This is a genomic window from Gracilibacillus timonensis, from assembly GCF_900086715.1.
Classification (GTDB): Bacteria; Bacillota; Bacilli; order Bacillales; family Amphibacillaceae; genus Gracilibacillus; species Gracilibacillus timonensis.
In genome coordinates this window covers 127,722-142,431 of sequence record NZ_FLKH01000011.1, presented here as the reverse complement: position 1 = coordinate 142,431, position 14,710 = coordinate 127,722, and the positions used below count along the sequence as shown (strand labels likewise).

Here is a 14,710-nt window from a genome sequence, read left to right as displayed (position 1 = left end):
TTTTCTAAAGGAGAGGTTAAATGACTACACATGCAAAAAAAGAAATGCACCTATTTGTTAAGTTTTTTATAGTGTTTATTGTCTTTGCTACTCTATTAATTATTCTATGGATCTTTTTGAAAGCGGATTATCAAGGGGAGATTTTGGAAATAGAAAATAATCATATAACATTAGGACCCACTGAAGTAGACAATGAAGCAGATTATAATGTATATACAATAGTTTTTAATGATAAGACAAAAATAGAAGGCACATTAAATATAGGAAGTTATGTAAAAGTATGGGGAAAAAGTAAAGAGGATATTATTCGTGCAGAAAAAATTACAGTAATGGAGAATGATTAAAAAATTAATAAACTATTATTTCTAATTCTGTAAACTACCACATTAATTCAGACATCCTTTTCCATTTTATATCAGAGAGAAATCTGGAGTAATGTGCTCGTTTATTCATTTAATTTCCGATTTGAAAAAACTTTGTAAAATTATTTCAGATACTATTCCAGAAAAAATGCCCCTTTTAAGAGGCATTTCCTGATGTGATATCTATGTATTCTATACGAACTTTGTAAACCTCGAATACACGTAAATTAAATGCTACATCTTCATCTAATATCACATACCACTCTTGATCTTCTTTTCCTAAATATGCTTTGAAATAATGCTTTTGAATACGTAATTCAAAAGCCATTCCTTCAAATGTTTCATAGTCTTGCTGGCCAATCCAGATCTTCCATCCCTGTAAATCAAATATCATGATTCCTTGCCGCATCATAGGCCACTTTCCTCTGTTGCCATACGAACAATCTCTTCATCAATTTGTTGTTTTTTTAACTGCGCTCCATACAGAAGACAATTTGAAGCTAATGTGTTAATGATGCGTGGCCATCCTTGCGAACGTAAAGCGATAGCTTCTAAACCTGTCTCTGTAAAAATCGGCATCTTTGCCCCTGCCAGTTTTAACTGATGCTCCATATAAGCAGTAACGTCTTCTTTATTCAATGGCTGGAATTGGTATCTCATAATAATTCGTTGAGCCAACGGGCGATGGTGATTCAAATGGAGCCGCGTTTTCAAATGCGGCAGACCAGCTAGTATCAGAATAAATGGATTCGACGAATCCATTTGGAAATTGAAAAGAATAGCTAAGTCCTGTAAAAAAGCATCTTTTGCCATATGCATTTCATCTAAAATAAATATGGGCGTTATTTTACGCTCCTGCTCCATCCGTTCAATTCCTTGTTGAATCTGACGAAATAAATCTACTTTACGAAACTTAGGTTCTTCTCCTAGTCCGTATGCTAGCCCCCGGTAGAAATCCATCACCCCTCCGGTGGACAACGGAAAATAGACGACATGGTATAAGGCTGGGTTAAGTGAATTCTTAAAGGCTCGTAAGGTGTACGTCTTCCCAGCACCAGGGTCACCTATCAACAACCCAATTCCTTTAGACTTTTGTAAATACCCAAGACCATTCATTGCCTCTTGATAACTCGTCGATTGGAAGGCATTTGTTGCTGTTGCTTCCTTGGTAAAGGCTTCCTTTGCTAAGGAATAGTATGTTTTATACATGATCCTTTCCCTCCTCCTGCCTTGCTTCAGAGAGAGAAAACGGCGATGGTCCACGTTTGATATGGGCGTTATCGTGGATGGTGACCGCTCTGGCTTCAGCTGCCTTTTTTCCGTCCTCAAATACATAAACATGTTGTTCATCCATACGAACTTCAATTCGCTGACCAATATATTCCGAAGGAACTTCATATAACTGCTTGTCCAATGTAATCGTTCCATCTTGCTTTACTTTTCTCTCTACCCGTCTTAAAAAGATGGTTTCTAAAATAGAGAGGTCCTCTAAAAAGCTGATTCGATCTAGCTGCGATTGGAATACTTCATGTGGCGTTTTTCCTTCTAAGGAAGCGTGTACTCTCCGATGATAATCCTCTTCGAGCCAACACCAGAATCTCTCATTTAATTCCTCCAAAGAGGTAGCTGGATTGGTTTGAAGTAGTGGATAAAAACGCGTTTGTATCGTCTTAAATAACCTTTCTATTTTCCCTTTGCTTTTAGGATCGTAGGGTTGCGTATGAGCTAAGGTAATTCCTAATTGGGCACATGCATACTGTAGCGTTTCTGACCGATAGATCTTTCCATTATCTGCATAAATGATGTTTGGCTTTCCTCTGCGTATGAATGCCTCTTTGGTCACTTCTCTTAAACCATCAAATTTCTCAGAAGAGAAAAATTGTCCATACGGTACCAATCTCGAACAATCATCAATATAAGCAATAAGAAACGTTTTCTTCATTTTTCCATTAACCGGGACATAAGGGCCGTGTGATAAATCTGCCTGCCATAGTACATTGACTTTATCATGCGCAAAGCGTTTTCGTTCTTTCTCTGGATGATAATGAATATAATTCCTTCCTGCCATCTTGTGTTTTTTTAGTAATCGGTTTATAGTAGAGTAAGAGATTTGATTTTTGTTGATTTCTCCATTTCCTATTAGTTGTTCGTAGAAAACACTAACAGGCATATGGAGAAATTTTTTTCGTGTTTCTAGTATATGATCTTTGTCATCCGGAGATAATCTTCTGGCGCCCCCTCGATCAGAACGCCTTTTAGGCTTTAATGCATCAAATCCATTCCTTCGGTAATGCAGATGCCATTCTTGCATTGTCTTGGCTGCAACCTTTCGTTCCCCATAATAAGGAATCGTATGCATTTTCCCTTCCATTTCTTTCAAATAATCCTTTGGCTTTACTTGTCCATTCAAAAGTGGGGCAATCAATCCATAACGAAATAAAGCAATTTCTTCCCGTGTTTTTTCATTCATGAACTTTTCCTCCTTTTTATAGAAGGATAACCGGTTATCCATTGCTTTTATTCTACTTTGTCCTTCCCATCAGTGCTAGGAAAAGTCTATGTGGGATGAATAGTATTCTTTTTTGGTGGTAAATATGGTAGAATTAATTTGCCCATAAAATAGGATGATAAATGACCCCAGCTCCTTCGGAAGAAGGAGGTTGATTCGCCAAAATCTTGGATCATTGTCACGTATTTTTGGGCTTCTTTTTTTATATCCTTCGTGAAACCCAATTGATATCCTGCGTCTGTAAAAAAGCTATGGGTCCAATGGATGCTTTCATAAAAACGTTTCAGATGTTGTTCTAATTGCTGGCGACTTCCTTTTACTTTCTCTCCCTTAAGCACACTGCTTAATCTTTCCATCATGGTATCCAATGTATGTTGAAAATAGGGAATTAAGAAACTCGGTAAAATAGAGATCGTTACTTGACAAACCAAACACCTGAAACGACATATAGGAATGTGTAGTTCCTCTTCCTGGTTTATTCCGTATCTCCAATAATAACCATGTCTGTGCAAGTTTCCATAAGCAATTGCTTGGCAATTTGGGCACCATTTAAATAACGGAAAGTTATTCTTTTTTCCTTTCTTCTCATATTCTTCTATCCCAATTCCAAAGTCGTGTAAAAAAATCATTAAAAAACTCCCCCTTATAATATGCAAAAAATTTAGCATATTACTTCAGGAAAGTACAGTAATTATCCTGGAGGAGTTTGAACAAGATAACCCTATTTGAGAGGAAATAAAGTGATGCTTTACACTAATTCTTATTGAAAAAGTAAAATAAGTTATATTTAACATATAACAAAGAATAAATAGGAGGGATAGTGTGAAAAAAATTTACAGGATATTGACCAGTTTATGTTTGCTAGGCATAGTGTTTTTTGGTATTGGGATTTATTTAGGTAATAGCGTAAAAGCCGAAGATTGTACAAACATCGAAGATCAATCACTTGTTTCAAGCGTAGCTTCTTTATTTATTGGTGAAGAAGTTTTTGCATGTAGTAACGATGTGTATATGGGGGCAAAATGGCAAAGTAAGAATGCACCTATATATTTAGGAGAGCTTAATGATAGTACTATAAAATCAAGATTTACTAGTGCTATAAGTCATTTTAATAGCAGTCAATCGTATATGAATGTTACACAAGTAAGTAGTTATCCTGGTCATTCATACGGTTATATTTATGTAACTGATGGAAATTACTATGGTGCTAGTTGGACAGCAAAAGCAGATGGTTCATGGTGGGGAGGGTATCCGATTGATAAAAACTACGAACACGTAAAACCTATCCATATTAGAGTAAATCAATTGAAGTTTGATGGATCCTATTTTGATGAAATTGGAACAGCAAGACATGAATTAGGACACAGTGTTGGATTAGGTCATAGTTCAAGCTCTAGTAGATTAATGTATTGTAGTAGGGGGAGATCTGTTAATTACTTAACATCTGGAGATAAATCTGTATTAAACTTCATTTATTAAGAGGGAGGAAAAAAGATGAAAAAAATCTTAATGTTTTTATCTGTTGTAACAATGTGTATCTTAAGTCTATCAATAGGCTTCTTAACGACTACAATTGATGGAACAAAACAAGTTGCAAATGAAGATCATATAAAGAATGAGTCAATAGAAATTTCTGCAGAATGGGAAAGTGAACCTGAATCAATAGAAGATCTATATAAAAATTCTGATTTAGTTGTAGTAGCTACTACAAAAACTAAAAAGGATAATGATGGAAACGATAGAACTATAATGCCATTTCCTAATGATAATACCGTAGTATATACTGAGTATGATTTAAAAGTAAAAACATTATTGAAGGGCGATTTAACTGAAAAGAATAAAAAGATAGATTTGATAAATTATGGCGGTAAAAACAACGAAGGCGTTAATGTGGATTGGGAAAATATAATAGAACTTAAAGATGGCCAATTGTATTTATTGTTCTTAGAAAAAATGCCGCACTTCTCAGAAATGAAAAATGATCCTAGATCTGGAAAATATAGACCGATTTCTGGACCGATGGGAGCATATATGATTACTAAGAGTGATAAACAAAATATCGACTCGATAATTAAACAATCTGAAATTAAAAAGCAAGAATTAATAGAAGGTTTTGACTTAAGTGTTGAAGAAGAAGTTACTAATATACAAAAAAAGGTAGTTAAAGAAGGGTTTGAAGGAGTGGTTAAAAATTCCAAATAATTATAAGTTAGAAAATTCAAAACCACCAGTGCGAACTGGTGGTTTGCATACGATAGAAAGCCTTTATTACCGGCGCAAACCATAAAACCCACCCACAGGTGTTTATTATCCATAGTTATACAGACCTCTCTTTTGAAAATAGGCATATTTTTTCAAAACAACCATCATTTCCGAGTGCCAGTCTATCGGTAAGCTATTTTTTAGTAATTTTCTTTGGAAGGGGATAAATGATAGATAATTACTCAAGTTTCGCACCCCTAAAACACAAGGGATTTCAGGCATGAAATAGACTGGTTTCCCTTGTTACGGTGTTTTCACTAATTCCATGTTGTGCATTTAAGCAGCGTTATTCTTTCCAAACAATTGATTTCCTAAAAATGACGCCTCAAATAAATCCTCCAAATATTTGTATTCTGGGGATTTTTTAAAGGTTTTGATATCAATTGATCCAGATTCAGAAATTGCCGCGATGACAACGTCCAATAGCTCATCAAACATTTCCCATAACTGTTCAGCAATATTTTTCTGCGTCATGTCATCTCTCATATCTGCAAAGAGACCTCCCAGCGTCTCGTAATCATTGATTCTGCGGAAGTACGATAAAAAGACATACAAAATATACCCTGAAATCCCACCAACTCATAACGAGGTTGGTGGGTTAATATCCATTTTTTTGTAGATGGCTTTTTGTGCTTCTAATAATTCGCCAACTTGAAGTTGGTGTCCTGGTTTTTCAAAGCATTCGATCACATCAAGCTTATCCAACATCTCTGGCAAGGTGTAATCACGGTATAAATGATGATCTTGCATTTGTTTTTTGATATAAGCCAGATAAATCAAGGCAATAAATTCGACAAATAGTTTGCCATCTAAGCTTTGTTCGGAGGAAATCCTTGCCCGACGCATATTTAGGTGATCTTTAAAGTTTTGGAAACCCTTTTCGACCAAGTCTTTATTACGATAGAGCTCCAGAGCGGTAACAGCATCCATCGCCTCATTGGTCAAGAGGGCAAAGAAACCAACATACCGTTTCGTTTGCTGCACAGCTTCTTCTTTCACGGTGGCCTTGGTTCCACGTTTCGGTGTCGTGTGCACGTCAAAAAACTGCTTATACTAAAACAACTCTAAAAAATCTTTAAACTGTGATATAATATAGACATGACAAAAAAATATAAATTAACTCAAAAACATATGGATGAATTACTCGCAGCTTTAAAAAATAAATCATTATCTAAGTATCATCTTCGCATCCAGGCGGTTCTACTCACTGGACAAAATAAAAAACGAAAGGAAATTGCAGAGATTACCGGTTATAGCCCACGTCATATTACGGTATTAACTAAAAAATATCTGGAGAAAGGATTAGAGGCCCTCACGGTAGATAAGCGAAAGAGCAATCATTTTCTCATGACTCCAGAAGAAGAGGCCGCATTTTTAGCTCCCTTCGTGGAGAAATCAAAAAAAGGAGAAATCGTTACGACAAAGGAAATGCATATCGCCTATCAAGAAGCGGTTGGAAAAGAAACAAGTGAATGGGGATTTCATAAACTATTGAAGCGACACAAGTGGAGAAAAATAACGCCAAGACCGCATCATCCGAAACAAGCCAGCGCTCAAGACATTGAAGCGCAAAAAAATTAAATCCGAAATTAAAAAAATGAGAAAGCGATTACAAGAAGAGGATCCGCATCAAGATCTCTTGGTTATGTTTCAAGATGAAGCAGGTTTTGGTCGCATTTCTAAACCCAAATCCTGTTGGACACCCTTAGAACGTCCCATCGTCCCGAGTCATCATATTCGAGAATATCGGTATGCTTACGGAGCAGTTGGTCCACAGAACGGCGATTGTTTCTTTTTAGTCTTGCCACGTTCGAATACAGCTTGTATGAACATCTTTTTGAGTGAGTTATCTCAGTATTACGAGAACAACCACATTGTGCTCATTTGTGATAATGCGAGTTGGCATAAATCCAAAGCGCTAATCATTCCGAATAATGTGACCATTTTGCATATACTACCTTATACACCAGAGATGAATCCGATTGAGCAGATATGGAACGAGATCAGGAAAAGAGGCTTCGCAAACAAGCTATTTCATACGTTAGAAGCCGTAGTCGATCAGCTTTGTGAGACCATGATGTCCTTCACACCAGAGGATATTCAATCGATTACACATAGAGAATGGGTTTTAGGGTGATTTTAGAGTTGTGTTAGTATTATATTTCGTCTCATGCGCCGGCTGTCGCTGATTATTTTCTAGTTCTTTCCGCCATTGAAGTAGTTTTCGGTCTAATTTTTTCTCGTCTTCAGCTGCTTTCTCAATATTATAGTAAAAATGAAGATAAACGCGTCGATGCTCGGTGCGGACATCTTTTTTATAAGGGCGTTTCCGCTTATACTCCCACTTCATCGGGACTGTTTGGCAATACAGTTCATAATCTTCGTTGTAGTGATCCATGTGTCGGAACTGCTCATACATCGGATCCAGAGCGTCTCTCACATAACGCAAAGACATTCTTGGTACCGATCAAAAATTTAAAACGCTGGTGCAATAGGTCCTCGATGTTCGCTTTCGAATAAAACCCGCGATCCAGCATTCGATACGAAAATGGCTCAAGTACTTCACGTGTACCAGCAAATAGAGTGGACACTTGAAGATGGGGAGTTTCAGCCTGTTTGGGATGTGATGCTGTCGTATGATGAAAAGCCTGGCATTCAAGCGGTTGAAAATAAAGCAGCAGATTTACCGCCAGTTCCCGGAAAACATACTACCATTGGACGTGATTCTGAATATATTAGACACGGGACGCTTAGCTTATTAGCAGGTATTGACTTGGTCACCGGAGAAGTCATAGGGGCTGTAGAAGACCGTCACCGCAGCAGAGAATTTGTAGACTTTCTAAAAATGTTAGATGACCGTTATGACTCCGATTTACGCATCCAAATTGTGCTTGATAATCATTCTGCTCATACATCGAAAGAAACAGGAGCCTATTTAGAAACCGTTCCTAATCGCTTTGAGTTTGTATTTACTCCGAAACACGGATCTTGGCTCCATATTATAGAAGCCTTTTTCGCCAAGATGAGCAAGAGCTTTCTTCGCCATATCCGTGTTCACTCAAAAGAAGAGTTAAAAGCGCGCATAGAACTCTATCTTCAGGAAGTCAATGAAAACCCTATTCCATTCAGATGGAAATATGGTTTAGAATCTGCAAATCAATGATACAATATGTTAACGATATTTATGAATCGATCTACTAGGTCTAATCTTTGGCATATTATTCACCGCTCCTTTTGATATCTATACAAGAAGCCACCTGTTCCTATGTCATTGATCAAAAAGAAAGAAATGATCACTATTATTTCTCCACTGAAGAACGATACCAATCCGCCTTCTCCATATGCGCAAACGGGATTGCTGTGTCTATTTCACCAGTCACTTTGGAAACAGAACATGCCTGCCCCTTCAGCCATGCCGCAAAATCGAATTTGGTTGGCTGTTGATCACCACCAAGTGCAAACCACGCCTCTCGTTTTGCCGGAAAATAGGCAGAGGTATGAATCGTACCTGCCCACTGACCGTACAGCTTAGAGAAAACACCTTTTTCTGTGCTATTTAACAGGCGAAATGCTTCTCCCCCATTTAAAGCATTGCCGTGCCTATCCTCCAAGATATTCAAGCGACGCTGAGAATCCTTTAGATAATGACGATTTTCTTTGGTCAACCGTTGAAAATGATTCGTACAGGCCATACCTTGTCGAACCTCCACTCCTCTTGGAGATGTCTCCACAATAGTAGCTCCTGCCTGTTTTTGATCAAATAACACATAGCTAAAAGAACCTCGGTGTGGGATGTTTTGCAGCAAATCAACCGCTTCATCGCGATCATCACATCGCTCCAAAATCAGTCTGCCAATCATATTACAAACAAATCCATCGCCTGGTCTTTTGCGGTGAATGAAGGTATACCCCATCGCCAACCCTTTCTCGTTCATCCCATCTGATCTGCCAGTCACCTTTTGTGTCGCGCCAATCACTGCATTACCACTGTCTGTGGGCTGGTATATGCTGTAACAGCCTTCATACGTTTTCGGATGATAATCATAATTGCGTACCAGATAATCAGAGCCCGTTAAAATAGAACAGCCAGAACGATTTACTGGTACTCGATACCCGCCAAATTCCAAGAGCACACGCTCCATCGGCCATTCCAACGCATCCCGAAAACCTTCTAGCTCCTCCCAGATCGGTGGTGCCACCTTGAGAAACATTTCCCTTATCTCATCCGGCTTAATATCAAAAAGCGGTCTTCTTACCTTCCATTGCCGCTCACGGTTAGCTAATAACATATGATTCCGTAATTGTTTTCCTTGATAGTAACCAAAATCATAGTGCGAACCACGAAATGGCAGCACTCTCGAATAAACCTGCTTCATAGCAAATACCCCTTTCACATCAGTTCTAGGGTACTAGAGACAGGAAAGAAAGGGAAAAGATTTGATTATAAAATGAAAAGGGACATAACTCATCCGTTCTATATGAAACTAGGATGTTAATTTGTCCTGTTCATTCAAATTCGTTACATAAGCATTACTTCACTTGATCCCTTTCGTTATGTACGTGCCTTATTTGGTTCCTTACTTAATTTTTTAATCATTTGCAGAAGGGAACGGAGTACTTGACTTACTAATAAAGTGAACCTTCATTCTCCAAGGAATGTTAATTGAATCAAATGGCTGTTAGATCTTCCAAAGTGGGATCACAGCCTGTTACACTGCGATAAAATAAAAGGGACCAACCGATAATAATCAGCTAGTCTCTTTTTATAGAGGTTGTTCAAAAAGCCCAATAAAAATGACGCATCGAATTTCTGGTCAATCTCCTGTCTAGTTCCCGAACCTCTATGACTCGTAGGTATCTTTTCGTTTAGGGGTATATACCGTTTTTCCATGTTCACCTCCGAAAGAATAACCACCGTACGATATCATTGTAGTGCATCTCCCTGTCCATTGCAGAAACGGCACAACAAAGGATAGTGTCTCCGTAAGAACTCCACCCCTGTTAAATAATTTGATCGATCAATCCATATTCCTTCGCCTCTTCTGCCGTTAGAAAAAAATCACGATCGGTGTCTGTCTTCACCTTTTCTATAGGTTGACCGGTACACTCGGCAATAATCTGATTTAGTTTCTTCCGAAGCTTTAGGATTCGTTTGGCGGATATATCTATTTCCGTCGCTTGACCACGTGCCCCACCTAATGGCTGATGTAGCATTACTTCACTATTAGGCAACCCATAGCGTTTTCCGGGGGTACCAGCCAGTAACAGCATCGCCCCAAATGAAGCAGCTAACCCGGTACAAATAGTGCAAATATCTGGCTTCACATATTGCATGGTATCCAGAATAGCAAATCCAGCAGAAGTTGAACCGCCTGGACTATTGATATAAATAAAGATATCTTTTTCTTCGTCTTCGGCAGCCAAAAACAACAATTGGGCCACAATGCTATTAGCCATCTGATCGTTAACCTCATCACTCACCATAATGATTCGATCTTTTAACAGCCTAGAGAAGATATCATAGGATCGTTCTCCATAGCTCGATTGTTCAACTACATATGGTATGGTATTCATATATGTCCTCCTCTAAAAGGCATGAATTCTTTCTAATCTATGCCGTCATCGCGAGAGCGTAAGAAGAAGGAGTATGATGCATACAGAAGCTCACAGAGTCCTTACTAAATAATTCTGGAATTCGTTTTATCAACCAGGACGGATCATTTACTCTCACTACATGGACAAGGATAGGAATGATCGTTTCCACGGAATCCTGATAAAAGCGCGTATCAACGATGGACTCTGGTTCTTGTTGTACACGGCGCGCCTGTCTTCTCGCCCTGTTCAACATCGCCTTTACCGCCGTCTCTGACATTCGACAGTGCTCGGCTATTTCGGCTATCTGATAGCGAAACACATCTTTCATCAGAAAAACTACCAATTGTTTGGTCGTCATGAAGTCAAGCAGTCTTTCCACAAGCGCTGTGATCTCTGCATACTGACTATCTGGTGCTTCTCTGTTTTCCATTGATGATTCTGTTTCCTCTTTTCTTTTACGCTGCTTATCAATCCATGTATGATAGGCGATCTTCTTTAATAAAGCTGGCTTCCAAGTATGGGAAACTCCATATTTCACTAATGCTTTATGGATCGTTTCCTGAATTAATTCTTCTCCATCCCACTTATTCTGCGTTAAGAAAAAACAATAACGAGAAAGCTGTTGATAAACGGATTTAATAATTGAATCTTCCTTTGTGCTAGGCCTAGCGCACATCTCACTCACTCCTTTTACGCTTCTCTAATTATATGAACGATTAAATGGCTCAAAAAGATATGGGCTCCAGTTAATTTCAATCGATAATTTTGTAATCTACCTTTTCGGATGGCTACTATTTCGTTTCATTTAATATAGTATATCCTAAAAGAAGCAAACTTTCAGAACAATGCTATACTTTCACAAATGCTTCAGATAACTGTAACTTTTTCTACACATCGAACATTTACATGATATATGGAAAATGGCTACTAGTTGTACGACTGTTTATATACTGGAATGGAGAGCTTCTACAGAAAACTACCACTACTGATCAGCCCCCCTTTCACAAACAGCGGGACACTGTAACTTCTCTCTACCAATATAATAATAAAAGATGCTTGACAACTATTAAAAATCCATGTAATCTATAAAACGAAACGATTTCGATTTATTAATGAAGGGATGAATATATGTTGAAGAAGACATTTTTGTACTTATTAAGTTTATTATGCTTAAGTATTGTTCTAGCAGCTTGTCAAGGCGCTGATGACGAAGCGGATGCAGATCAAAGCTCTGGAGACGAAGAAGAAGTAGAGGTAACAGATGTAGATATTGATATAAACGGTGTTGCCGATCATTATCACACAGGAGATGCCATTGAATTGACGGCTGTTCCTAATAAAGTGGTTGATCATGACCATTGGCATTGGCATACACGAGAAAGTGAAGATGCGGAATGGGAAGCTGTTGCCGATCAAGAAAGCTCTACTTTTACAGGAGAAGCAACGACGGATGGCTTACAAATCAAAGCTACCTTGTATGATGATAACGAAGAAGTATTTGCGGAATCCGAGCCTGTAACGGTTGTTATTGATGACCACCATGGACATGATGAAGAAAGCCAGCAAATCTATAATGGCTACTTTGATGATGAGCAGGTAGAAGATCGAGAATTGACAGACTGGGAGGGTGACTGGCAATCGGTTTATCCTTACCTATTAGATGGTGATTTGGACGAGGTCTTTGAACACAAAGCTGAAGAAGGCGATATGACCGCTGAAGAATACAAAGAATATTATACCACTGGCTATGTAACAGATGTAGACCGCATTACGATAGAAGATCATACCGTTACCTTCTTCCAAGAAGGAGAAGAAATGTCTGGCGAGTATGAGAATGATGGGTATGAAATCCTTGATTATGAAGCCGGTAATCGCGGGGTTCGTTTCGTCTATAAGTTGACAGACGGCTCAGAAGGTATGCCAGAGTACATTCAGTTTAGTGACCACAATATTTTCCCTACCGATTCCTACCACTATCATTTATACTGGGGAGATGATCGCGAAGCATTATTAGAAGAGGTCGACCATTGGCCAACCTACTATCCTTCTGATCTAGACGCAGATGGATTGGTTCGCGATATGTTAGCACACTAAAAAGACACTAGTTGATTATCATTGTGCTCAACCAAAGCAAGGAGAAGACAGCGTCCAATCGCTGCGCTTCTCCCTGCTTGCGTTTTTGGACACTTCATTTACGAATCATTTTATTTTATTTTATTAATAAAAAAGGAGAATCGATTGATGAATAAAAAATGGCTTTATACGTTATTGCTCTCCCTTATTACAGCAGCAGTTCTTGTAGCTTGCCAGTCAGAGGACAATGCTGATAACGAAGAGGGAGAAATTTCTGTTGTAGCCTCCTTCTTACCAATGTATGAATTCACACAACAAGTAGCGGGAGACCGAGCAGATGTACAACTAATGCTATCAGAAGGACAAGATGCCCATCAATATGAGCCTAGTGCTCAGGATGTCGCCACTGTCAATGAAGCAGATGTGTTTGTCTACAGCAGTGAAGAAATGGAATTCTGGGCGGAAAGCCTACTTAATACCGTGGAAAATGAAAACCTTGTGGTAGCACGAGCTGCAGATGGAATCGAAAATCATGAGGGAGAAGCTGGACATGATCACGAAGGACACGATCATGAAGGGCATGATCACGAAGAGGAAGGGAATTCAGACGCTCAAGCCAGTGTTTCTATTGAAGGACAAGCGGATCATTATCATACGGGTGATCAAATTGAATTAACCGCTAATCTATCAGAAGTAGTTGATTATGATCATTGGCATTGGTATCAAAGAACCAGTGAAGAAGAGGAATGGGAAGCCGTTCCTGATCAAGGTACCGCCTCCTTTTCTCTTGAAGCACCAGAAGAAAGTTTTGAGGTACAGGCCGTGCTATATGATGAAGATCATAATGTATACGCTGAATCTGAACCTGTCGAATTAGCGATTGATAACCATGAAGGACATGACCACGGGGAAGAAGCGGACCACGCAGAGGAAGAACATGCGCATGACGAAGAAGCCGAACATGATCATGGAGATGAAGCAGAGCATAACCATGAAGACGCTGAAGAACACGATCATGGCGACGAAGCAGAACATAACCATAGCGACGATGAAGGACATGATCACGAAGGACACGTCGACTCCGAGACAGGAGAAGCAGAAGAATCCCTAGATATTTCAGGCCTGTCAGATCATTATCACACTGGTGATGTGGTTACACTTGTTGCGGAATTAAATGAAGACACCGATTATGACCACTGGCATTGGTTTATGAGAGAAGACGCTGACCACGAATGGGAAACCGTCCCTGATCAGACAACTGACCATTTTGAATATCAAACAACGGGAGAAAGCTTTGAAGTAAGAGCGGTACTCTACGATGGCGATCATAATGCCTATGCAGAATCAGAGCCTGTTTCAGTAGTGATCGATGACCATGAAGGACAAGATCCTCACATTTGGCTCGATCCAGTACTAGCACAGGATCAAGTCGCTGTCATTCGCGATGCTCTCATTGAGGCAGATCCTGATGGACAAGAGATTTATGAAGAAAATGCCGAGGCATTTATCGAAGAACTTCAAGCTCTAGATCAAGACTACCAAGACGCCTTTGCGGACGCGCAACATCGAGCCTTTGTTGTACAGCATCAGGCATTTGGATACTTAGCAAATAGCTATGATTTAGAACAAATAGCGATTGGCGGACTGTCTACTGAAGTAGAGCCAAGCCCTTCTCGCATGGCGGAAATTGGTGATTTAGTCAACCAACATGACGTACCAGTGATCTATTACCAACAAGGGGCCAATTCGTCCATCGCACAAACCATTGCCGACGAAACCGAAACCGAGACAGAGGCACTATATGATTTAGAAGTATACTCCGAAGAGCTAAAAGAAGCAGATTTAGGCTATTTGGAAGCTATGCAGCATAATTTAGAGGCATTGCAAATTAGTATTAACTAGTTCATTC

General features: G+C 39.1%; 16 protein-coding genes and 2 pseudogenes. 8 read left to right on the top strand and 10 right to left on the bottom strand.

Annotated elements, in window-relative coordinates; all coding sequences use genetic code 11:
• Positions 1-20: 20 nt before the first annotated feature.
• Entirely contained in the window at positions 21-344 is a 324-nt protein-coding gene (locus BN6556_RS08090; RefSeq protein ID WP_066189532.1) for a hypothetical protein, read from the top strand.
• Between the two features lie 175 nt (positions 345-519).
• On the opposite strand, the gene BN6556_RS08085 is transcribed toward BN6556_RS08090, so the two are convergent.
• From BN6556_RS08085 to BN6556_RS08070, 4 genes are all read right to left on the bottom strand, one after another.
• On the bottom strand, positions 520-774 hold the full coding sequence (locus BN6556_RS08085) for a DUF5348 domain-containing protein (protein WP_066189527.1): 255 nt from the start codon (positions 772-774) through the stop codon (positions 520-522).
• Entirely contained in the window at positions 771-1,571 is an 801-nt protein-coding gene (locus BN6556_RS08080) for an ExeA family protein (RefSeq protein WP_066189525.1), read from the bottom strand. Before BN6556_RS08080 ends, BN6556_RS08085 begins: the two co-directional genes overlap by 4 nt.
• Positions 1,564-2,832, bottom strand: a complete 1,269-nt coding sequence (locus tag BN6556_RS08075; RefSeq protein WP_066189521.1) for a DDE-type integrase/transposase/recombinase — start codon at positions 2,830-2,832, stop codon at positions 1,564-1,566. The genes BN6556_RS08080 and BN6556_RS08075 overlap by 8 nt, the downstream gene beginning before the upstream one ends.
• Before the next feature lie 86 nt (positions 2,833-2,918).
• The gene (locus BN6556_RS08070; RefSeq protein WP_066189519.1) at positions 2,919-3,500 is read right to left on the bottom strand and encodes a DUF6431 domain-containing protein; all 582 of its coding nucleotides are present in this window, start codon (positions 3,498-3,500) and stop codon (positions 2,919-2,921) included.
• 193 nt (positions 3,501-3,693) lie between these two features.
• Between BN6556_RS08070 and BN6556_RS08065 the strand changes: the two genes are divergently transcribed.
• A complete protein-coding gene (locus BN6556_RS08065; protein ID WP_066189517.1) occupies positions 3,694-4,350 on the top strand; it encodes a matrixin family metalloprotease in 657 nt (218 codons plus the stop codon).
• A gap of 15 nt (positions 4,351-4,365) precedes the next feature.
• Positions 4,366-5,073 carry a hypothetical protein gene (locus tag BN6556_RS08060; protein ID WP_066189515.1) on the top strand — a complete coding sequence of 236 codons (708 nt, stop codon included), beginning with the start codon at positions 4,366-4,368 and terminating at the stop codon, positions 5,071-5,073.
• A gap of 336 nt (positions 5,074-5,409) precedes the next feature.
• Here BN6556_RS08060 and BN6556_RS08055 read toward each other — a convergent pair.
• Positions 5,410-5,694, bottom strand: a pseudogene (locus tag BN6556_RS08055) (IS4 family transposase); the annotation flags it as partial.
• 18 nt (positions 5,695-5,712) lie between these two features.
• Positions 5,713-6,186 (bottom strand): annotated as a pseudogene (locus tag BN6556_RS08050) (IS1634 family transposase); the annotation flags it as partial.
• A 45-nt stretch (positions 6,187-6,231) separates the two neighbouring features.
• On the opposite strand from BN6556_RS08050, the gene BN6556_RS08045 reads away from it, so the two are divergent.
• Positions 6,232-6,714, top strand: a complete 483-nt coding sequence (locus BN6556_RS08045; protein ID WP_078059983.1) for a helix-turn-helix domain-containing protein — start codon at positions 6,232-6,234, stop codon at positions 6,712-6,714.
• Positions 6,715-6,730: 16 nt separating this feature from the next.
• Positions 6,731-7,270, top strand: a complete 540-nt coding sequence (locus tag BN6556_RS21885) for an IS630 family transposase (RefSeq protein WP_066191219.1) — start codon at positions 6,731-6,733, stop codon at positions 7,268-7,270.
• Here the strand turns inward: BN6556_RS21885 and BN6556_RS08035 are convergent.
• Positions 7,262-7,531: a hypothetical protein gene (locus BN6556_RS08035; RefSeq protein WP_066189504.1), complete on the bottom strand. Its 270-nt coding sequence runs from the start codon at positions 7,529-7,531 to the stop codon at positions 7,262-7,264. The two genes, BN6556_RS21885 and BN6556_RS08035, sit on opposite strands and share 9 nt — an antisense overlap.
• A 93-nt stretch (positions 7,532-7,624) precedes the next feature.
• Here BN6556_RS08035 and BN6556_RS08030 point away from each other — a divergent pair, with 93 nt between their 5' ends.
• Positions 7,625-8,296: an IS630 family transposase gene (locus BN6556_RS08030; RefSeq protein ID WP_262361297.1), complete on the top strand. Its 672-nt coding sequence runs from the start codon at positions 7,625-7,627 to the stop codon at positions 8,294-8,296.
• Positions 8,297-8,432: 136 nt separating this feature from the next.
• Here the strand turns inward: BN6556_RS08030 and BN6556_RS08025 are convergent, their stop codons facing one another.
• The 3 genes from BN6556_RS08025 to BN6556_RS08010 form a co-directional block, all read right to left on the bottom strand.
• Positions 8,433-9,509, bottom strand: coding sequence for a C45 family autoproteolytic acyltransferase/hydolase (locus tag BN6556_RS08025; protein WP_066189498.1), 1,077 nt, complete (start codon positions 9,507-9,509; stop codon positions 8,433-8,435).
• A gap of 625 nt (positions 9,510-10,134) precedes the next feature.
• A complete protein-coding gene (gene clpP, locus BN6556_RS08015; RefSeq protein WP_066189493.1) occupies positions 10,135-10,707 on the bottom strand; it encodes an ATP-dependent Clp endopeptidase proteolytic subunit ClpP in 573 nt (190 codons plus the stop codon).
• A 37-nt stretch (positions 10,708-10,744) separates the two neighbouring features.
• The gene (locus BN6556_RS08010; RefSeq protein WP_066189491.1) at positions 10,745-11,404 is read right to left on the bottom strand and encodes a sigma factor-like helix-turn-helix DNA-binding protein; all 660 of its coding nucleotides are present in this window, start codon (positions 11,402-11,404) and stop codon (positions 10,745-10,747) included.
• Between the two features lie 455 nt (positions 11,405-11,859).
• Here BN6556_RS08010 and BN6556_RS08005 point away from each other — a divergent pair, with 455 nt between their 5' ends.
• Both BN6556_RS08005 and BN6556_RS08000 read left to right on the top strand, forming a co-directional pair.
• On the top strand, positions 11,860-12,822 hold the full coding sequence (locus BN6556_RS08005; RefSeq protein ID WP_066191216.1) for a metal-binding protein ZinT: 963 nt from the start codon (positions 11,860-11,862) through the stop codon (positions 12,820-12,822).
• 147 nt (positions 12,823-12,969) lie between these two features.
• Entirely contained in the window at positions 12,970-14,703 is a 1,734-nt protein-coding gene (locus tag BN6556_RS08000; RefSeq protein ID WP_066189488.1) for a metal ABC transporter solute-binding protein, Zn/Mn family, read from the top strand.
• Positions 14,704-14,710: the final 7 nt, after the last annotated feature.